Here is an 18,064-nt window from a genome sequence, read left to right as displayed (position 1 = left end):
ACGTTTCGCTCATCATTTTGAAACGTAGGTTTTTATGTTACCATTAATTTGCACTTTTATTAAGGGTTATTTAAAAAATTGGCTATTCAATTGAATTGGGAGAAAATTATGAAATTAATTGTGGAGCGTTCAAAACCGGCTCGGGCCGCTGCTGCTTACATCAGAATGTCTGTTTTTGTTTTGGAACGGGGAATTGCCTGGACGGACGAATTTGATGATAAAGATTCTGACGAGATGGTCTACGCGGTACTATTCGACGGAAAGGTGCCCGCTGCCACTTGTCGGTTTGAAACCTATGATGATCAGACGCTAAAAGTTGGTCGAGTTGCGACTTTAAAGCAAAGTCGTGGTCACGGATACGGTCGAAAAGTCGTCAGCGCACTAGAGGATAAGGCGCAAGCAATGGGCTTTTCGCATTCGCTCATTCATAGCGAAATGGATGCAGTTAAGTTTTATCAACGACTCGGCTATGAAATCACTTCAGATGTGTTTTATGAAGACGGCGTTCCGTGCGTGATCGTGGAAAAGGATTTGTAAGCTTTTTAGCTGTTGGATCAAATGAACCATTTTTTACAATATTAAATAGCTGCCAATGATGAACGAAGCGCATGAATCATCGTTGGCAGCTATTTTATATTATTTTGATGTGAACTGCTGGTGACAACCCTGACTCGGGTCTCGTCACACTCTGGTGGAACTCAATTTTAGATATTGATTAGTTTGGTGCTCTACTGTTACTTGGATAAAATGTGCTCCGACAACCCTTACACACCGGGTCGACCCGGGTCTCATCACACTCTGGTTTGATGACGATGATCTTCTTATCTTTTATTTCACCTAGTCGAAATGTGCTACGCGAACCAACTTCCTCCGCTTAATCCGATAACTAACTTCGACGCAAGCCCCGCGTCAAAGCTAGTTATCAAATTAATGCTCGGAAGTTACCCGGTTCGCTTCGCACTCTTTAATTTTTAAACGAATGAATCGGTGCCGGGATTCTTCCTCCCCTATTTACCAATTTGGCTGGGCTGCTTTGATTAATTGGCATTACCGGCGCGTAGCCGAAGATGCCGCCGAAATCAATTTGCTCGCCAACTTTTTTGCCGGTTGCCGGGATCACCCGGACCGCCGTGGTTTTGTTATTGATAACACCAATTGCCGCTTCGTCAGCAATCATTCCGCTGATCGATTCCGCTGACGTATCTCCTGGCACAGCCACCATATCCAACCCAACTGAACATACCGCCGTCATCGCTTCAAGTTTTTCCAAGTTCAAATTACCATGTTCGACCGCCTTAATCATGCCGCTGTCTTCTGAGACCGGAATAAACGCACCAGACAGGCCGCCCACATGTTCACAGGCCATAACGCCACCCTTTTTGACGGCATCATTCAGCAATGCCAGAGCAGCCGTTGTTCCTGGTGCACCGACGCTTTCCAGGCCAATTTCTTCCAGGATCTCAGCGACCGAATCGCCCTGACTCGGCGTTGGCGCCAATGATAAATCAACTATTCCAAACGGCACATTAAGCGCTTTAGCGGCAACGTTGCCAACAAATTGTCCCATCCGAGTCACCTTGAAGGCGGTTTTTTTGATGGTCTCCGAAACAACATCAATTGATTGCCCGCGAACCTGTTCCAGTGCCCGTTTGACAACACCTGGGCCACTAATTCCAACGTTAATGACCTTATCAGCTTCCCCAACACCGTGAAACGCGCCGGCCATAAACGGATTATCTTCAACCGCATTGGCAAATACCACCAAACTCATGCAGCTGACTGGATCAATTTCAGAGAGGTCTTTGACGACCTGGCCCATCTGCTTAACCGCATCCATATTGATTCCGGCTCTGGTTGAGCCAACGTTGACCGAACCACAGACGCGTTTGGTCTCGCTTAACGCCTGGGGAATCGACTCAATTAACTTACGGTCGCCGGTTTGATATCCCTTTTGAACTAATGCAGAAAAGCCGCCAATCAGGTCAACGCCCAATACTTCGGCCGCTTTTTCCATTGTGTGGGCGTAAGCGACATAATTATCATCATGACAGGCTGCGGCAATCATTGAAATTGGCGTCACCGAAATGCGTTTGTTGACAATCGGAATGCCGTATTCCGACTCAATTTGGTCAGCAACTTTCACCAAGTCCTTGGCACTGGTCGTCAATTTATCATAAATTTTTTGCCGCGCCTTTTGACCGTCACCATCGATACAGTCAAACAATGAAATGCCCATTGTGATTGTGCGAATATCCAGCTTTTCTTCAGAAATCATTTGAATGGTCTCTAAGATTTGTTTGGTTTCCATCTCATGGCCTCCTAAAGCTTCTGAATGGCGTCAAATAATTCCTGACGTTGAATATTAATTGATAAGCCGGTTTCTGATGCGAGATCGGCCAAACTGGTCTTGACTTGATCAAAGCTGACTTCGTGATCATCCCACTCACCCATCAACATCATGGTAAAATCTCCGTGCATTAATGTTTGAGAAATATCCGTAATGTTAACCTTCAGTGTTGCCAATCGTTGTGAAACCTTTGCAACAATTCCAACTTGATCATGTCCAATAACCGTGATAACTGCTTTCATTGTGTCCACCCTTTCAGATTCTTGAAGTCTGTAAATCCGCTAACTTGCAACTATCATACTAAATATTTCCCTGAACAGCAATTTGGATTTATATTTATCCGAATAAATTAAGATGCAAGCTAATTTATACTTATAAATAATGCTATAATATCAATTAATTAATAATAAAGGTGGACAATGACATGGCAACTGAAAAAGAAAAATTCTTAGCCGGCGACCCCTACTTGGTGATGGATCCTGAACTAACTGCTGATGAAACCAAGGCACGCAGACTTTGTAAGATGATGAATGAATTAGATGATACCGCTGGTCAGGAAAAGGAAAGTTTGATCAAAAAGTTATTCGGATCGGTTGGAAAAGATCCCTGGGTCCAACCCAATTTTCGCTGTGACTTTGGTTACAACATTCACGTAGGTGACAACTTTATCTGTAACTACGATAATGTCATCTTGGATATTGCGCCGGTCACAATCGGTAATCATTGTATGCTGGCACCCCACGTTCAAATTTATTCAGCCTATCATCCCCTGGACCCCAAGCAGCGGGCAAATTTTGTGGGAATGGGAAAACCGGTTACTTTGGGCAACGATGTCTGGGTTGGTGGCGGCTCAGTCATTCTCCCAGGGGTCACCTTGGGCAATAATGTCATTGTTGGCGCTAATTCAACGGTCACCAAATCGTTCGGCGATAACTTGATTATTGCGGGCAATCCTGCCCGAGTCATTCGCGAGAACCCCTACAAAGAATAATTTTTTTAAATTTCGGGTTGACATTCAAAATAGCAGGGTGTAAATTAATGACAATCATTAAATTCAAATTAAAAAGCGATGAAGAGAATCGTCATTTTCCATTTGCAATAAGAGAGTTGCTGGTTGGTGTGAAGCAATTTGCAATCTTAGATGATTATCATCTCCGAGCTATGCGATCAAAGTTTTAGTAGATCACATTGGGTGCACCCATTATTGTGTCAGCGTATCGCGAAAGCTGTACGTGTGAGGTAATTCTAGCAATAGGATTACGAATTAAGGTGGTACCGCGCATTAGGCGTCCTTTTAACACTCCCATTATGGGAGGTTATTGGGACGCCTTTTTCATTTGAATTTAAAAATATTTTAAGGTGGTGAGGACATATGGAATCGGTGATTAAAGGCTCCAATGAAAATCCTGGTCAGATTCAGATTTTGCAAAAGCTAACACATAATTTCAACCGATATAGTGCCAACTACGCTACAACACATATTGATTCAATCAATCACATATTTCACGTCACGGATTGGTCCTCACTTTACATACAAGTGAGAACCCGATTAATTAAACTATACGGAGGTATCGCTTATGGATGAACAACAAGCAACAATGGAACTATCAACTCAGGAAAATGATTTAGCAAACAAACTATTTAACGCCTACGAAACTCACAAGCCACTAAAGGAAGCCGACTTTGACGGCGTCGTTAATGATGAACAGGCCGCTTACCGCGTTCAACGACGGCTAACCGAGCTCAAGAAAGAAGACGTTGGCGGCTATAAAGTCTCACTTACCAGCAAGCAAACCCAAGACATGTTTGACTCCGACTCACCACTATACGGTGCCCAAGTTAAAAGTCATTTCCTACAATCACCGGTTACCCTACACCGTGGTGAACTCATGGAACCCCTTGCCGAAGTGGAAATGCTATTTACTGCAAAAGAAGACCTTAGCAGCAAGGATTCGCTAGAAGATCTCATGCGTAAGACCAAGGTTGCACCAGCCGTTGAAGTTCCCGATTCACGATTTAGCGACTGGTTCCCAAGCCTATCCAAATACATGGTTATGTCAGACGCTGCGGTTGGCGGCTACGTTGTCTACGGTGATGAAAAAGATACCAACCTACTATTTGATAACGTTGACGATCTCGCAAACGTTAAGTGTGAGCTATTCCATGATGGTAAAAAGCTAAAGGACGGCGCTTCATCTGAAGTCCTAGGCAACCCACTAAAATCACTTCACTGGCTAGTCGAAAAGCTCGAGTCACAAGGCATGCCGCTACAAGCCGGCCAACGGGTTTCAAGTGGGACATTCCTACTACCTGAATCACTTAAGAACGGTGAGTGGAAGGCAACCTTTGATAAGGGATTGGGCGCAGTATTCTTGAAAGTTGCAGGTGATTAATCCAACTACTAAAATGACGACAACGAAAATTTTACTCATTATTTTCGGAACAACTGATAAATTGAAATTGAACGATAATTGATAAAAATGAAATGAAATTTGAAATGCCACTTCTGAAGGCGGAAAACTTTGGAAGTGGTATTTTTTTGTGATCTGTTGGCTAGGCTAAACGTGCTACGCAAGCCAGATCCCTCCGCTTAATCCGATAATGGTTTTCGACGCAAACCCAGCGTCAAAACCCATTATCACATTAATGCTCCGAAGCTAAACGGTTTGACTCACACTCTCTCTTTAAACGTGCTACGCGAACCAACTTCGTCCGCTTAGTCCAACAAACGGCTTCAACGCAAACCCAGCATTAAAGCCGTTTGTTACACTAATGCTCCGAAGTTCCCGGTTCGGCACGCACTCTCTCTAAACGTGCTCCTCAAACCAGCTTCGTCCGCTTAATCCGATAATGGTTTTCGACGCAAACCCAGCGTCAAAACCCATTATCACATTAATGCTCCGAAGCTAAACGGTTTGACTCACACTCTCTCTTTAAACGTGCTACGCGAACCAACTTCGTCCGCTTAGTCCAACAAACGGCTTCAACGCAAACCCAGCATTAAAGCCGTTTGTTACACTAATGCTCCGAAGTTCCCGGTTCGGCACGCACTCTCTCTAAACGTGCTCCTCAAACCAGCTTCGTCCGCTTAATCCGATAATGAGTTTCGACGCAAACCCAGCGTCAAAACCCATTATCACATTAATGCTCCGAAGCTAAACGGTTTGACTCACACTCTCTCTTTTTTTCTTGACTTGTCGAACAAACGTTCGTATCATATAGATACACCAATAAATACCCGCAGGTGATCCCTCATGAAAACACCTCTTGATAACAAACAACTTCTTCCCGTCCACGACGTCATGTGCATTGACTGCAAATCCTTTTACGCTTCCACCGAAGCCATTAAGCGCGGCGAGCATCCCCTTTCCGCCAAAATTGCCGTGATGAGCCGCGAGGAATCCTCCGGCGGCCTTATTCTTGCTGCCAGCCCCTTTTCCAAACAAGTTTATGGCGTTAAGCTCGGCACTCGGCGGTTTGAGATCAATGACGATATGGATCTTGAAATGGTCGAACCCCACATGGCCGATTATGTTGCACTTAACTATAAAATCAACCAGATTTACCGGCAATTTACCGATGACAATCATTGGTTTCCCTATTCAATTGATGAAAGCTTTATTGATGTTAGCCACAGTCACAAGTTGTTTGGGTCTAATGTTCAAATTGCCAAAATGATCCAGGATAAAGTTTTTAAAGAAACCGGAATCATCACGACCATTGGTATCGGCCAAAATCCACTGCTTGCCAAACTCGCACTGGATAACGCCGCCAAGAAGAAAGCCCCGTGGCTCGCCGAATGGGACTATGATGACGTTCCAACCACTATTTGGCAGATAAAAAGTCTTCCGGACATGTGGGGCATCGGCAGTCACACTGCTGCCAAGCTTAACGGGTTAGGCATCTACTCCATTAAAGAATTAGCTCATGCCGACGTCAATAAACTCAAGAAAAAATTTGGCGTCATGGGCGAACAACTCTACTACCACGCTTGGGGAATTGACTACTCCGATTTGGAAAAAAAGTACCTGCCGCGTTCCGACAATAAAGGCTACGGCAACTCCCAAGTACTAATGCGCGATTACACGGAGTTAGTCGATCTCAAAACTGTCCTGGGCGAAATTGCCGACCAAGTTGCCACCCGCTTGCGAAAAAATCACGTCGTTGCTGAAGTCGTCAGTATTTTTATCGGCATGGCCGACACAGACAAGCAGGGGCGCAGCCATTTTTCAGCCCAAATGCACGTTGAGCCCACCGATTCAACAAAAAGCATCAACAATGCCGTTCAGTATTTATTAGAAACCAAATGGGATGGCAGTGCCGTTCGAAACGTCGGTGTTCGCTGCAACCGAATTTCAGAAAAGCGTGCTACCCGGTTCAGCTTATTCGAAGACCCGGACACCACTTTGGACCGGGAAAAGCTTGAACATACCATTGATATTATTCGAAAAAAATATGGCTACAAAGCATTAGTCAGAGCTTCATCCAAAACCAAGGGCGGAACCGCTATTGAACGGGCCAACCTGGTTGGTGGTCATCAAGCTTAACGATGTCAGGAGGTTTTTACAATGATTGCAGAATCACGTGAACTAATCGAAAAGTATCATCAATATTTTAAGCGCCTGCCCCACTATCAATACTGGCTGGTGATCGTGGATAATCATTTCTTCGACCGCTATTATTTCTTTATTTATAGTAGAAAACTTCGAACCAAATTAGTTCGCTCCCATGAACTGCTGGCACTCGTCCATGACAAACAAAAATATCAACAGGTTTTAGCCGACCTTAAAAGTATCAGCAACCTCAGTATCGAATATCGCGATACGTCACATTTAGTCGAACCGATACCGGAAATTACCAACGATAAAATCCATGGTCATAATTACTAATTTCTCCCAGTGCTTATAAGTAGTAAATTATTGAGTGAATATGGTATATTAATGGAAATAGTTGCAGATTTCGAGGGGAGAAGTTCGTATGAAACAGCTTAAAGAACGCGTGCTACTGCTGGCGGCTGGGATGTTCACAGCCGGCGCGATTGCAATTAACCAGGCAAATCCAGTTGATGCAAAAACGTCAGCCGTAAAAGTTGTGAGCGTCAGTTCAATTTCAAAAACGACCTACCAGGCTTCTAAAGGCTATCTTTATGGTGACGCCCAGCTAACGCAAAAGCGCTATAACCTAAGAAACTACGGTAAGCTCGTTTTTGACGCGTCAAAACGACTGACCGTTAAGAAGCCCAATGGCAAACAGGCCATTTATTACTACGTCACCAACAAATCCAGTAAAATCAAAGGCTATATTTGGCATGGCTACTTAACCAAAGTCCAAGTTCCAATGTCGGAAAAGGCAATCGTTAAACTAATTGACCAAGCCCCCGACATGAATCCGGTTGAATCAATCAGAGATTTAAAACCGATTAATTATGAGACCCACGAAGCCGCCTTTGATTTAGCCTACAACGTTTTTCACTTCTCCCCAGCATCCATGTTTCGAGATAATCAAGCCAGCATCTACGTTCCGGACAGTGAATTAAGTCAGCACGTCCAAGCTGCCATGGCCAAGTGGAATACAGCCCTTGATACAACCGTCTTTACACTGGGAACCAAGACCAATCACACGTTGACAATCTCCTTTGGAAATGGCGTTAAGGAAGGTTGGGACGGCTTGTATGACGGAAAAGCGATTTATGTTGATAAAGCCCACTACCGTGACGCTCAATATCCGGGAGCTTATATGAAGCCGGAACTGGCAGCCAAATTTACAACCGATCAATACTGGGATGGCGTCATTGCCCACGAACTCGGCCACACGCTTGGGCTCGACCACACCGGTTACCAAGAAGATCTGATGTACGCACCAAACAGTATGGGAAACGTGATTGCCAAGTATATTTGGAAAAAGCCAGTCGCTAAATCAGCTACCGGATTGGACGGGACTGAAATGGCTGCGATTTCTGAACGGGATCTGAATCGGGCTAAGCTCGCCAAAATCTTAGGTTACTGGTAAATAAGTGTGGGCAACAAATACCTACTACGTTAGTGCACAATTCAGCTTAGTAATATTCTGGCTAAAAACGAGATCGAAGCAAAAGTACCAACTTTTGTTCCGATCTCGTTTTTTTCTCATAATTACATATTATTTAGCTGAAGTGGACCGTAATAAGCTGATACAGCTTAATCAAACAAATGCAGTTTGGCAATCCGCTGACAGGCCTCTGTAAATCGAGGTTCGTCAATCAATAATCCGACCCGGATGAACCCCTCTCCACCGTCACCAAACCCGTTACCAGGTGCAACTGCAACCGCAGCTTTGTCGAGGAGCAAATCAGCAAACGCTTCACTAGTGTAACCCTTAGGAACCGGCATCCACGCGTAAAAGGAACCGCCAGAGGGGTATGGTTCCCAACCAATGGCCCGTGCTGCCTTGAAGAACTGATTCCGCCGTTTCTCGTATAGTGCCACCAAGTCGTGAACCGACTGCTGGTCGCTATTTAGCGCTGTAATAGCCGCCTTTTGAATCGCTGGAAAGACACTGACAAATAAATGGTCTTGAATCAGATTAATCGCTTCAATCATATCGGCATTTCCAGCAGCAAACCCAATTCGCCACCCTGCCATGTTAAATGATTTTGAGAACGTATCCATTTCAATGCCGACATCTTTGGCCCCCGGAGTTTGCAGGAAACTGACCGGCCTGTGGCCGTCAAACCCAATGGCACCATAAGCGAAGTCTTGAACAACGCCAATCCCATTGGCTTTTGCGAAGTCAACGGTTTTTTGATAAAACGCCGGAGTCGCCACAGCGCCGGTGGGATTGTTGGGATAGTTCAAATACATAAGTTTTGCGTCCTCGACAACCTGCTTGTCCAATGTGTCGTAATCCGGTAAGAAGTGATTGGCTTCTGTTAATCGCATTAATTCAAGTTTGACTTGAGCCAGTGCCACTCCCGATAAATAATCAGGATAGCCGGGATCTGGCAGCAACATCATGTCGCCGGGGTTTAAAATTGCAAACGGCAACTCAACCAACCCGATTTTGGACCCGCCAAGAATTGCGATCTCTGTTTCGGGATCCAATGAAACCCCATATTCCCGTTGATAAAAGGCCGCAGCCGCCTTTTTAAGCTCAGGGTCGCCTCTGAACTGAGCATACTTGTGGTTCTGCGGATCAGCAGTTTGCTTTTGCATGGCCTCCACGATAAATTCAGGCGTCGGTTGATCAGGATTTCCCTGCCCCAAGTTGATCACGTCCGCGCCAGTTGCAATCTTGGCATTGACCTTTTTGACAAGGCTCGCAAAAAATTGCTTGGGTAAGTGCTGTAAAATATTAGACTCTTCAAATTTCAAATGATTTCCTCCAGACAAACAACTTGTCTCAGCTTACGAATCAAACTGAGTATTTAGTGAATATTATGGTGAAAGTTCAAATTGATGTCAACAGATAATCTAATTTAAAATTAATATTTCTCATCATTCTACAATGCTAGGCCGTAGTTGGCACCGTTTGCACAAATGAGTGTCTGCTATACAGGAATCCAAATATCTGGTATTATATTCTCATTATTGTGTGTGATGTTTTATTACATATACTAGGAGGAATTATTCATGAAGCGAAAAGTTTTAACAGCTTTCGGGCTACTATCCGTGCTGGTAGCCATTTTGTTCTGTTTGGGACTGCCAGGCAGTAAGGCGCAAGCAAAAACTTATCAAATCGGGACAGACGTGACATATCCCCCATTTGAATTTGCCAACAAGCAGAATAAATATGTTGGTATTGATATCGACATTATGAAGGCAATTGCCAAAGAAGAAGGCTTTAAGGTTAATATTAAGCCGGTTGGGTTTAACGCAGCGGTTCAGTCAGTTCAATCCGGCCAACTTGACGGTGTGATTGCTGGGATGACCATTACCCCGGAACGGCAGGACAAGTTCGATTTTGGAACCCCCTACTATAAAACCGGAGCGGTGATGGCCGTTAAAAAAGGCAGCGATATTACTAGTTTCAAACAATTACGTGGCAAAAAAGTTGCTTTGAAGACTGGTACGGCTGCGGCTGATTACGCCAACAGTCTCAAAAAGAAGTATGGCTTTAAAACAGTCACCTTTGACGATTCGGATAATATGTACCAAGACGTGACGACGGGAAACTCGGTGGCATGTTTTGATGACCAACCCGTTCTTCAGTATGGCATTAAACACGGCTTAAAGCTCCAAATTGCGACCAAACCGGCAAATCAAGGCTGGTATGGCTTCGGTGTCAAAAAGGGCACCCACAAGCAATTAATCAAGAAATTCAACGCCGGTCTCAAAAAGATCAAAGCCAACGGAACCTACGACAAGATAGTTGGTCAATATCTGGGGACCAAGACCAATTCACAGGTTAAAGGAAAGACGTTTATTATCGGAACTGACGTAACCTTCCCACCCTTTGAATTTGCCAACAAAAAGAATCAATACGTTGGAATTGATATGGATTTGATTCGAGCAATTGCCAACGAGCAGGGCTTTAAGGTTAAGATTAAAGCACTTGGGTTTAACGCTGCCGTCCAGGCAGTTGAATCGGGCCAGGCTGATGGTGTGATTGCCGGAATGTCAATCACCAATGAACGAAAAGACCAGTTTGACTTTTCAAAGCCCTACTTCAATTCGGGGGTTGTGATGGCGGTCGCCAAGAACAGCAAGATTCATAAACTATCGCAGTTGCGTGGTAAACGAGTTGCGGTAAAGACCGGAACTTCAGGTGCCGATTACGCCAACAGCATGAAGAAAAAGTACGGCTTCAAAGTGGTTACTTTTGATGATTCAAATAACATGTACCAGGATGTTACAACCGGCAACTCAATTGCCTGTTTCGAAGATCATCCAGTCATGCAATATGCGATTAAGCAAGGGACGAAGCTCAAGATTGTGACCAAGCCGGCATTGAATGCTCCCTATGGCTTTGCGGTTAAAAAAGGCCATAATCAGGCACTTTTACAGGCTTTCAACAACGGTCTGGAAGATTTAAAGGCCAGTGGCACTTACGACGATATCAAAGCCAAATACTTGGGTGCTGACGAAATTAAGTCGGCTGCAAAAACATCTGGTAACGACGCTGAAGACCGGACATTTGTCGGTTTGATCAAGCAAAACGCCGGTGCCCTTCTCTCCGGACTCCAAGAAACTCTTTGGCTGACAGTGGTCTCAATCTTCTTCGCCACCATTTTTGGTGTTCTGGTTGGATTGATGGGCGTTGTCCCAAGTAAGTTTAGTAATGGCCTTTCGACAACTTTGATTTATATCTTTAGAGGAATGCCACTGCTGGTTTTGGCGTTGTTTATCTACACGGGAATTCCGAGCTTGACTGGTCAAAAGATTCCAGCGTTTGTGGCCGGAGTCGTTACGTTGACGTTTAACGAAGGCGCGTATATCGCGGCATTTGTGAAGGGCGGTATTCAAGCTGTTGATCCCGGACAGATGGAGGCCGCGCGAAGTTTAGGACTGCCTTTCGGAAAATCAATGCGCAAGATTATTCTGCCACAAGGCATTCGAATCATGGTGCCATCATTTATCAACCAGTTTATAATTACATTAAAGGATACCTCAATCCTATCGATTATCGGATTGCTGGAACTGACTCAAACCGGTAAGATTATCATTGCCCGAAACTTGGAAGGCTTCAAAGTTTGGACAATTGTTGCGGCAATTTACCTGATCATCATTACGTTGTTAACTTGGTTATCGAACTGGGTACAAAGGAGAACTAAGGTATGAGTGAAAAAGTAAAAGTAACAAATTTAGTCAAAACATTTGGCGATAACGAAGTCCTAAAAGGCATCAATTTAACCGTTGAAAATAATGAGGTGGTCGTAATCATCGGCCCATCCGGGTCTGGTAAAAGTACCCTCCTTCGAAACTTGAATAAGCTTGAGGAACCGACATCCGGCTCGATTGTCATCGATAACGTTGATATCGCAAAGGATGGCGTTGATATCAATTCGGTTCGAGAAAATATCGGAATGGTGTTTCAACACTTTAACTTATTCAAGAACCTGACTGTTGGCGAGAACATTATGCTGGCACCGGTTGAACTTAAAAAAGTCTCAAAGGACGATGCTGCCAAAGAAGCTCGTAAGTTACTGGCCACAGTTGGTTTGGAAGAAAAGTTTGATGCGACCGTTCAATCCCTCTCCGGTGGTCAGCAGCAACGGGTTGCGATTGCCCGTGCGCTGGCAATGAATCCGGATATCATGCTTTTTGATGAGCCAACATCCGCGCTTGATCCTGAAATGGTCGGTGATGTTTTGGAAGTTATGAAACGTCTGGCCAAACAAGGGATGACAATGGTCGTCGTTACCCATGAAATGGGCTTTGCGAAAGAAGTAGCTGACCGGGTTGTCTTCGTTGATGACGGTCAAATCCTTGAACAAGGCACGCCGGACCAAATTTTCGACCACCCGACGAATCCACGATTACAAGATTTTCTAAATAAAATTCTCAATGTGTAATAAAAAGAAGTTGGGCCAAGTGCTCAACTTCTTTTTTGATGGTTCGATAACTATGGTAGAATGAGCTTGTAAAGATGTCGGAATATCAAAAAGGCTGGTGAGTAAAATGAAGTTCTTATTAGTATGTGCTTCTGCCCTCACGTTGTGCACCGGGGCGGTTGGCATCACCCACTATTGTCAAACGCCACACCAGGTTCAACCACGTGTAGAACGCGGCTGTGGAATGGGTCGGTAATCGAATGGTATTAAGTGCAACGATGGTGCAATTTGGATGATAGCATTTTGAAGCATCAAAACCATGAATGAAATTATTGTGTTGTGGACGCAATTAACAAGGTAATTCAATATTATAAAACACCCTACCCATCTCTCATCGTAACGAGAAATGGGTAAATCTTGTTGCCCACCCTCTTGGAAAAATCAGTTACTTTAAGGGAAGGCCAATTGTTTGTCTAAACGAACGGATTATGTATTCACGGCAAGGATTCTTCACCATGAGCCATGAGTTGGGTCATGTCATCATGCATGAGGGCTATGGTGGCTACCAAACCGCAGACTAAGTTATGGGGGGCTAGAAAGACAAGCGGACGAATCTGCCATTGGTATGGTCGGTAGGTTGTGCGTTGAAGGCCAAACACATACGATGAACTGGTACACGAATATGGCTCACCAATTGATGAGCTAGACTAAAATTGGGGGAATTTTTTATGTATAGTTTCTTATCATTTCTGGGCGGCGTTGGAGTAATTGCTGCAATTGTCCTCACCGTACTGTATTTTAAGCGCAGAAAAAAGCAGCCAGAGAAAGCTAGAAAATATGCTTTATACGCCTGGATTTGTGTTGCCGTCTTTATGATATTTGGTTGGCTAGCTTCGATCACCCCAGAAGGAAAACAAGAAGCACATGACGAAGATGTGTCCTCATCGATTGAAGAATCGCGAGATGCCAAATCGTCATCAGTCAAGAAAGAAAAAGCTCACAAAGCGTCAGTTGCCAAAGCTGAATCGTCTTCAGCCGATAAAGCCATGAAAAAGCAAGCGAAGGCTCAGCGGGAGAAAAGTGGCAAGTTGCATTACAAACAGCTGCAAAACTACCTTTCCAACTTGCCAACAAAGTACGAAGGTGCCATTGACGATGCCTACTACTCACCACAGGATTCAAAGACAATCATTGTAATGAATGAGGCTGTTCTGGATGTGTCCGCTGCCAAGTTAAAGGCAGTTGTACGTGGTGCCTGGAACCTTGGTCAAAACGCATATAATAAGTATTCTCCACTACCAGATAACGTTAATGCAAACTACGTTACTGTTCAGGATTCTGCCGGGAATGAATTAGCACACACTTCTTTGCTAGGTAATTTTGATTATGACGCTGATAAATAATATCAACACAATATTTGGATGGAATCATGAAAATTAAGAATCGGATCCTACTTGGGCCAGCATCCATGCTGCTGGGGATCGGGGTACTCGGTAGTTCAATGGCATCAGCACACAAGAGCTTCTTCTACTGGGAACGTCCCCACTGGGCAACGGTACCCAAAGCTTCTACTTATATATAAGTCTATCCACTGTATAAAAGTTATGCTGTTGGTAAATATCGCGTCTACCCTGGTCACCATTTAAAGATCCAGCATGCTGCCAGCTATAACTGGTAAGTCGAAAGTGGTGTGTTCAACTCAAATAGTTACTACATATATTCAGTTGGACGCTCAAGCTACAGCTGGTTTAAACAAGGAATTCATTATGAGGAAGATAAAAATGAAACTAAAACCATCAGTCTTAATCACCGCCCTCTCATTATCAATGGGCATCACAGCACTACCAGCAGTCAATCAAAGCAGCGCACATGCTTCATCATGGCACACGTCTGCTTCCATTCCAGTGCCTCTCCGTGGACATTGGTATGCCAAAGCTAATCCCCGTCAAGGGGTAAACATTTATCGGCATTATATCCATTTCTCTGGAGAAAAATCAGTTCGTATTACTAAATGGCGGTATGTCGGCAACCATTTTTATCACTTTCATTACAGGGGCGATCAAGGGTATCCAACTTCACTCCATTACTTTAGCTCACACAAAATAACCATGAATTCATTCTGGCACACCTACTTCAGATAGAATTAATAAAATCAATATAGCCCATTAATTTGGGCTTTTGTTATTGTTTTAAAAGAAATGAGGCCCGTTATGTTTATTGAGAAAATATCGAATTTGCACATTGAAGATGATAAGAAAAACCATTGGGTATCAATTCCGATTGCTGATGATCAAGAAGACATTCAAGTCACAATTGGAATGAACTTTTTCAATTTGAGAACACACTCGCATTATTTTACAAATGTTACCATTTCGGACGAAGAAAATAAATCCATCATTATTAATGCTCCATCCCCTTTTGAAGCTGTAAGCAAGAATAACAGAGATTTTACATCAATGGGCATGTACTACTCCCCAAAGATCCCAGCAGTTCCTGGCAACTACATGATTACCGTTAATCTATTTGATGCACATAAACAAATACTAGATAGCCAATCAACTTATTTTAAATTGAATAAGAAATCTGGTGATTCAAATGGAAAGCACTGAGCCAAAAATTATTCCTATATCAGATAATGAAAACTACCAAAGTAATTTCAAAAACACCGGAGCATTTGAGCATTCTTCGCCCACAACGTTCAATAAACGTGGGAACTCAGGTGGAGGTGGCGGAAATATGGAAGATGAATACGCAACAAAAGCTTATGTTGATCGTAAGATGGATAAAGTATCAGACAAGATTGGTTTATTGGAAGCTCATTTGGATACTAAATTCGAAAAGGTCAATACTAAGTTTGCCAATCAACGCACATGGATTATAGTCACATTACTTACAGTTGTCGGATCAGGGACTGGCTTTTTTCAGTTCTTGATTGGTATTCTTCAAAAATTAAAATTTTAAGTCCCCTATTTGGACTTTTATTTCGCACATATATAGAACATACCTTCAGAGGAGATAATGCTATGGCAATGTTTCAACAATTAAAAACCGGCTGGCAAGCCAGAGTTCGATATTTTGATAAAAATGGTGAACAAAGAATGGCTTTCGCATTAAATCAATGGCCAGCAAGTGGGCAGATTCCATTAAAGACCAATATAAAGCTGGCGGAGATTTGGAAAAGCGCAAAGTCAGCTTGTTGGACTACTTTTTGGATGGGTTTAAACATTTCGGGAACCGAAGCTATCTGTTAACAGTAAACACAAGTATATCCAGACGATTCATGTGATCGAAAACTACTTTGGTCAAACGATGCTGCAAGACATTCCCCCCAAGTTGTCAGAAGTTCCTTAGCTTCTAAGTTAAAGGCAACGACACCCACCCTGGTAATGCTAAGGCAACTATTGGAACTATCAGTATGCACATCAAAAGCTGTCAAAAATGCACCTAATGACGGCGTCATTCAAAAGCATTTCACACTCACAACCAGCTTAGTGTCTGAAAACTAGGCATGTGAATACCTCAACCAAAACGTTATTGAGATTCTTGAAAGAACATCTCTTTGAGTTAGTCACCTACCCGATGACTTACACTTCCCTTATGACCAGTATGCGGGTTTCAGAAGTCGCCAGACTCTTGGGGTTGTATTGAATGAAAGCATCTCAAATTGAACATCAATAAAGCTTGTAATTTTAGCACTTTGGAATTTGGCCCCACAAAGAATAAATCATCAAAGCGAATTATTGACATCAATCCGCAATTAACGGAGATGTTTGTNTGCCTTTTACACCGAACTAAAGATGCTCAATAAACTGAATCCACAGGACCATGTATTCCTGACAAATCGGTTTGTCGTTCCCAATTACCGGACAATGGAGAAAATGCTTCGAGTAGCTTTAAAGAAGGCACATATCAAACAAGATTTAACGTTCCATTCACTTCGACACACCCATGCTTCTCTTTTACTTTATGATCGTTTTGCTATTTCATATATGAATAAACTTGAAGAGATGTCGAACTAAAATGGGTCATTGTGTGGGTCACTAATTTTATGCATAATGGCCCAAAATGACCCAAACTTTGATAAAGTATGTGAAGCTATGTGGCTAAGAATACAAAAAAAGAAGTGAAACGCTGATATATCAACGTTTCACTTCTTTTATAAATACGCTATGTGGCTACTTAGTACCGGAGGTGGGGTTCGAACCCACACGATCTCAACGATCACTGGATTTTGAGTCCAGCGCGTCTGCCAATTCCGCCACTCCGGCAAAATAATATTTGATTGGCCAATAAATGGACAAAGGCGGTAATCGGATTCGAACCGACGATGAAGGTTTTGCAGACCTCTGCCTTACCACTTGGCTATACCGCCATAACTTTGGCTAACCCAAACTGGGTTAGCTGGATTCGAACCAGCGCATGACAGAGTCAAAGTCTGTTGCCTTACCACTTGGCTATAACCCAATCAAAAGGCGGTATGTGGGAATCGAACCCACGCGTGTCGGATCCACAAACCGATGTGTTAACCACTTCACCAATACCGCCATAGTATTATTAACAGGGATAGTAGGAGTTGAACCCACACCGACGGTTTTGGAGACCGTAGTTCTACCATTAAACTATATCCCTATAAGATGGAGGGGAGTGGATTCGAACCACCGAACCCGAAGGAGCGGATTTACAGTCCGCCGCGTTTAGCCAGACTTCGCTACCCCTCCATGAATGGCGCGGGACAGAATCGAACTGCCGACACATGCAGCTTCAATGCATTGCTCTACCGACTGAGCTACCGAGCCATTTACCATCTTGAATATAATAATACTCATGTTGTGTATTCAATTGTCAAATACATAACAACGGTTCGTACGAGACTCGAACTCGTGATCTCCTGCGTGACAGGCAGGCGTCCTAACCAGCTAGACCAACGAACCAATGTTGCTATGGAAATGGAGGATACAGGGATCGAACCTGTGACCTCCTGCTTGTAAGGCAGATGCTCTCCCAGCTGAGCTAATCCTCCAAAATGACCCGTACGGGATTTGAACCCATGTTACCGCCGTGAAAGGGCGGTGTCTTAACCACTTGACCAACGGGTCATAAACTTATTATTCGGTTACGGAGAGTAAGGGATTCGAACCCTTGAAACAGGCTTTTACCCGTTTACATCATTTCCAATGATGCTCCTTCGGCCAGCTCGGACAACTCTCCATTAAATAATAACTCCGGCAGGCGGGCTCGAACCGTCGACA

18 protein-coding genes, 11 tRNA genes and 1 other annotated feature are annotated in these 18,064 nt (G+C 43.7%); of the genes, 15 read left to right on the top strand and 14 right to left on the bottom strand.

Going from position 1 to position 18,064, the window contains the following annotated elements:
* Positions 1-108 precede the first annotated feature (108 nt).
* Positions 109-537 carry a GNAT family N-acetyltransferase gene (locus FC51_RS00140; protein ID WP_057910095.1) on the top strand — a complete coding sequence of 143 codons (429 nt, stop codon included), beginning with the start codon at positions 109-111 and terminating at the stop codon, positions 535-537.
* 427 nt (positions 538-964) lie between these two features.
* Here FC51_RS00140 and FC51_RS00135 read toward each other — a convergent pair whose 3' ends face one another.
* A complete protein-coding gene (locus FC51_RS00135) occupies positions 965-2,308 on the bottom strand; it encodes a PFL family protein (protein ID WP_057910096.1) in 1,344 nt (447 codons plus the stop codon).
* 11 nt (positions 2,309-2,319) lie between these two features.
* Positions 2,320-2,589: an ACT domain-containing protein gene (locus FC51_RS00130; RefSeq protein WP_057910097.1), complete on the bottom strand. Its 270-nt coding sequence runs from the start codon at positions 2,587-2,589 to the stop codon at positions 2,320-2,322.
* 182 nt (positions 2,590-2,771) lie between these two features.
* On the opposite strand from FC51_RS00130, the gene FC51_RS00125 reads away from it, so the two are divergent.
* From FC51_RS00125 to FC51_RS00100, 5 genes are all read left to right on the top strand, one after another.
* Positions 2,772-3,338, top strand: a complete 567-nt coding sequence (locus tag FC51_RS00125; RefSeq protein WP_057910098.1) for a sugar O-acetyltransferase — start codon at positions 2,772-2,774, stop codon at positions 3,336-3,338.
* A 69-nt stretch (positions 3,339-3,407) separates the two neighbouring features.
* Positions 3,408-3,644: a binding site (T-box leader), on the top strand.
* A gap of 280 nt (positions 3,645-3,924) precedes the next feature.
* Entirely contained in the window at positions 3,925-4,740 is an 816-nt protein-coding gene (locus FC51_RS00115) for a 2-keto-4-pentenoate hydratase (RefSeq protein ID WP_057910100.1), read from the top strand.
* Between the two features lie 861 nt (positions 4,741-5,601).
* Entirely contained in the window at positions 5,602-6,894 is a 1,293-nt protein-coding gene (locus FC51_RS00110) for a Y-family DNA polymerase (protein ID WP_057910101.1), read from the top strand.
* 21 nt (positions 6,895-6,915) lie between these two features.
* On the top strand, positions 6,916-7,236 hold the full coding sequence (locus FC51_RS00105; RefSeq protein WP_057910102.1) for a hypothetical protein: 321 nt from the start codon (positions 6,916-6,918) through the stop codon (positions 7,234-7,236).
* 88 nt (positions 7,237-7,324) lie between these two features.
* A complete protein-coding gene (locus FC51_RS00100) occupies positions 7,325-8,356 on the top strand; it encodes a matrixin family metalloprotease (protein WP_057910103.1) in 1,032 nt (343 codons plus the stop codon).
* Positions 8,357-8,523: 167 nt separating this feature from the next.
* On the opposite strand, the gene FC51_RS00095 is transcribed toward FC51_RS00100, so the two are convergent.
* Positions 8,524-9,696, bottom strand: a complete 1,173-nt coding sequence (locus FC51_RS00095; protein WP_057910104.1) for a pyridoxal phosphate-dependent aminotransferase — start codon at positions 9,694-9,696, stop codon at positions 8,524-8,526.
* A gap of 258 nt (positions 9,697-9,954) precedes the next feature.
* Between FC51_RS00095 and FC51_RS00090 the strand changes: the two genes are divergently transcribed.
* The 9 genes from FC51_RS00090 to FC51_RS12675 all read left to right on the top strand — a co-directional run bounded on the left by FC51_RS00090 (position 9,955) and on the right by FC51_RS12675 (position 16,834).
* Complete coding sequence (locus FC51_RS00090) at positions 9,955-12,102, top strand: amino acid ABC transporter substrate-binding protein/permease (protein WP_065203802.1); 2,148 nt, start codon at positions 9,955-9,957, stop codon at positions 12,100-12,102.
* Positions 12,099-12,836, top strand: a complete 738-nt coding sequence (locus FC51_RS00085; RefSeq protein WP_057910105.1) for an amino acid ABC transporter ATP-binding protein — start codon at positions 12,099-12,101, stop codon at positions 12,834-12,836. Before FC51_RS00090 ends, FC51_RS00085 begins: the two co-directional genes overlap by 4 nt.
* Before the next feature lie 365 nt (positions 12,837-13,201).
* Complete coding sequence (locus tag FC51_RS12680; protein WP_138491148.1) at positions 13,202-13,396, top strand: ImmA/IrrE family metallo-endopeptidase; 195 nt, start codon at positions 13,202-13,204, stop codon at positions 13,394-13,396.
* Between the two features lie 147 nt (positions 13,397-13,543).
* Complete coding sequence (locus FC51_RS00080; protein WP_057910106.1) at positions 13,544-14,218, top strand: hypothetical protein; 675 nt, start codon at positions 13,544-13,546, stop codon at positions 14,216-14,218.
* A gap of 26 nt (positions 14,219-14,244) precedes the next feature.
* Positions 14,245-14,397 (top strand): hypothetical protein, encoded by a 153-nt coding sequence (locus FC51_RS12220; RefSeq protein ID WP_155519311.1) that lies wholly within the window; start codon positions 14,245-14,247, stop codon positions 14,395-14,397.
* 628 nt (positions 14,398-15,025) lie between these two features.
* Complete coding sequence (locus FC51_RS00075) at positions 15,026-15,424, top strand: hypothetical protein (protein WP_057910107.1); 399 nt, start codon at positions 15,026-15,028, stop codon at positions 15,422-15,424.
* A complete protein-coding gene (locus FC51_RS00070) occupies positions 15,411-15,776 on the top strand; it encodes a hypothetical protein (RefSeq protein WP_057910108.1) in 366 nt (121 codons plus the stop codon). Before FC51_RS00075 ends, FC51_RS00070 begins: the two co-directional genes overlap by 14 nt.
* Positions 15,777-15,838: 62 nt before the next feature.
* Positions 15,839-16,066, top strand: a complete 228-nt coding sequence (locus FC51_RS00065; protein WP_057910109.1) for a hypothetical protein — start codon at positions 15,839-15,841, stop codon at positions 16,064-16,066.
* Positions 16,067-16,612: 546 nt separating this feature from the next.
* Positions 16,613-16,834 (top strand): tyrosine-type recombinase/integrase, encoded by a 222-nt coding sequence (locus tag FC51_RS12675; RefSeq protein WP_075141078.1) that lies wholly within the window; start codon positions 16,613-16,615, stop codon positions 16,832-16,834.
* 164 nt (positions 16,835-16,998) lie between these two features.
* Here FC51_RS12675 and FC51_RS00055 read toward each other — a convergent pair.
* The 11 genes from FC51_RS00055 to FC51_RS00005 form a co-directional block, all read right to left on the bottom strand.
* Positions 16,999-17,083 (bottom strand) — tRNA-Leu (locus tag FC51_RS00055).
* 33 nt (positions 17,084-17,116) lie between these two features.
* Positions 17,117-17,187, bottom strand: a tRNA-Cys gene (locus tag FC51_RS00050).
* Positions 17,188-17,207: 20 nt separating this feature from the next.
* A tRNA-Gln gene (locus FC51_RS00045) sits at positions 17,208-17,279 on the bottom strand.
* A gap of 7 nt (positions 17,280-17,286) precedes the next feature.
* Positions 17,287-17,359, bottom strand: a tRNA-His gene (locus FC51_RS00040).
* Between the two features lie 14 nt (positions 17,360-17,373).
* A tRNA-Trp gene (locus FC51_RS00035) sits at positions 17,374-17,444 on the bottom strand.
* A gap of 6 nt (positions 17,445-17,450) precedes the next feature.
* Positions 17,451-17,533: transfer RNA gene (locus FC51_RS00030), tRNA-Tyr, on the bottom strand.
* Between the two features lie 5 nt (positions 17,534-17,538).
* Positions 17,539-17,611 (bottom strand) — tRNA-Phe (locus FC51_RS00025).
* A 61-nt stretch (positions 17,612-17,672) separates the two neighbouring features.
* Positions 17,673-17,746: transfer RNA gene (locus FC51_RS00020), tRNA-Asp, on the bottom strand.
* A 16-nt stretch (positions 17,747-17,762) separates the two neighbouring features.
* Positions 17,763-17,835 (bottom strand) — tRNA-Val (locus FC51_RS00015).
* Between the two features lie 4 nt (positions 17,836-17,839).
* Positions 17,840-17,911: transfer RNA gene (locus FC51_RS00010), tRNA-Glu, on the bottom strand.
* Between the two features lie 20 nt (positions 17,912-17,931).
* Positions 17,932-18,023 (bottom strand) — tRNA-Ser (locus tag FC51_RS00005).
* Positions 18,024-18,064: the final 41 nt, after the last annotated feature.

Origin of the sequence: Lentilactobacillus parabuchneri DSM 5707 = NBRC 107865 (assembly GCF_001435315.1) — a bacterium.
Classification (GTDB): domain Bacteria; phylum Bacillota; class Bacilli; order Lactobacillales; family Lactobacillaceae; genus Lentilactobacillus; species Lentilactobacillus parabuchneri.
This window is presented reverse-complemented; position numbering and strand designations above follow the sequence as displayed.

Bases quoted from the DNA above. Each gene is read 5' to 3' on its own strand.
- FC51_RS00140 (WP_057910095.1), top strand. From the start codon at position 109: ATGAAATTAATTGTGGAGCGTTCAAAACCGGCTCGGGCCGCTGCTGCT.
- FC51_RS00135 (WP_057910096.1), bottom strand. From the start codon at position 2,308: ATGGAAACCAAACAAATCTTAGAGACCATTCAAATGATTTCTGAAGAA.
- FC51_RS00130 (WP_057910097.1), bottom strand. From the start codon at position 2,589: ATGAAAGCAGTTATCACGGTTATTGGACATGATCAAGTTGGAATTGTT.
- FC51_RS00125 (WP_057910098.1), top strand. From the start codon at position 2,772: ATGGCAACTGAAAAAGAAAAATTCTTAGCCGGCGACCCCTACTTGGTG.
- FC51_RS00115 (WP_057910100.1), top strand. From the start codon at position 3,925: ATGGATGAACAACAAGCAACAATGGAACTATCAACTCAGGAAAATGAT.
- FC51_RS00110 (WP_057910101.1), top strand. From the start codon at position 5,602: ATGAAAACACCTCTTGATAACAAACAACTTCTTCCCGTCCACGACGTC.
- FC51_RS00105 (WP_057910102.1), top strand. From the start codon at position 6,916: ATGATTGCAGAATCACGTGAACTAATCGAAAAGTATCATCAATATTTT.
- FC51_RS00100 (WP_057910103.1), top strand. From the start codon at position 7,325: ATGAAACAGCTTAAAGAACGCGTGCTACTGCTGGCGGCTGGGATGTTC.
- FC51_RS00090 (WP_065203802.1), top strand. From the start codon at position 9,955: ATGAAGCGAAAAGTTTTAACAGCTTTCGGGCTACTATCCGTGCTGGTA.
- FC51_RS00085 (WP_057910105.1), top strand. From the start codon at position 12,099: ATGAGTGAAAAAGTAAAAGTAACAAATTTAGTCAAAACATTTGGCGAT.
- FC51_RS00080 (WP_057910106.1), top strand. From the start codon at position 13,544: ATGTATAGTTTCTTATCATTTCTGGGCGGCGTTGGAGTAATTGCTGCA.
- FC51_RS12220 (WP_155519311.1), top strand. From the start codon at position 14,245: ATGAAAATTAAGAATCGGATCCTACTTGGGCCAGCATCCATGCTGCTG.
- FC51_RS00075 (WP_057910107.1), top strand. From the start codon at position 15,026: ATGTTTATTGAGAAAATATCGAATTTGCACATTGAAGATGATAAGAAA.
- FC51_RS00070 (WP_057910108.1), top strand. From the start codon at position 15,411: ATGGAAAGCACTGAGCCAAAAATTATTCCTATATCAGATAATGAAAAC.
- FC51_RS00065 (WP_057910109.1), top strand. From the start codon at position 15,839: ATGGCAATGTTTCAACAATTAAAAACCGGCTGGCAAGCCAGAGTTCGA.
- FC51_RS12675 (WP_075141078.1), top strand. From the start codon at position 16,613: ATGCTCAATAAACTGAATCCACAGGACCATGTATTCCTGACAAATCGG.